Origin of the sequence: Planctopirus hydrillae (assembly GCF_001707835.1) — a bacterium.
GTDB classification, from domain to species: Bacteria; Planctomycetota; Planctomycetia; order Planctomycetales; family Planctomycetaceae; genus Planctopirus; species Planctopirus hydrillae.
The window spans coordinates 1-352 of record NZ_LYDR01000011.1 but is presented as its reverse complement, the minus strand read 5'-3'; the positions used below and the strand labels follow the sequence as shown (position 1 = coordinate 352).

At 45.5% G+C, this 352-nt stretch carries 1 protein-coding gene; it reads left to right on the top strand.

Going from position 1 to position 352, the window contains the following annotated elements; genetic code table 11:
- Positions 1-216: hypothetical protein (locus tag A6X21_RS24960; protein WP_205847364.1), on the top strand; the 216-nt coding region annotated here is incomplete at its 5' end.
- Between the last annotated feature and the right edge of the window lie 136 nt (positions 217-352).

The window sequence follows — 352 nt, the reverse complement described above, 5'->3', positions numbered from 1 at the left end:
GAGGGGAATGGTGCGGTAAGGGTTGACGGTGATTTGCAAGTTCTTGGCGGCTCCTCTCTTATTTCAGGGGCTGAGGTTACACTTACACAGATTCTTGATAATGCGCTGAATGAGCCATTATTTTTTACCCCCAAGGGAATTGAACTTATTTCCCAATACGAACTACAGTTCTCCCGTCAATATACTCCTACCGCCACCATCTCTATAAGTGGTTAAGCCAGCGCCAGTGTTTATCAACAGATCCTAAGGGAGTTTACTTATTCACACAACCAGGTTCCATCCACTCCTGGAGAAAGGCTGGCAACTTATGTCATTTATAATTCGGAAGGAATTAGCAGCTCCGCTGTAAGCC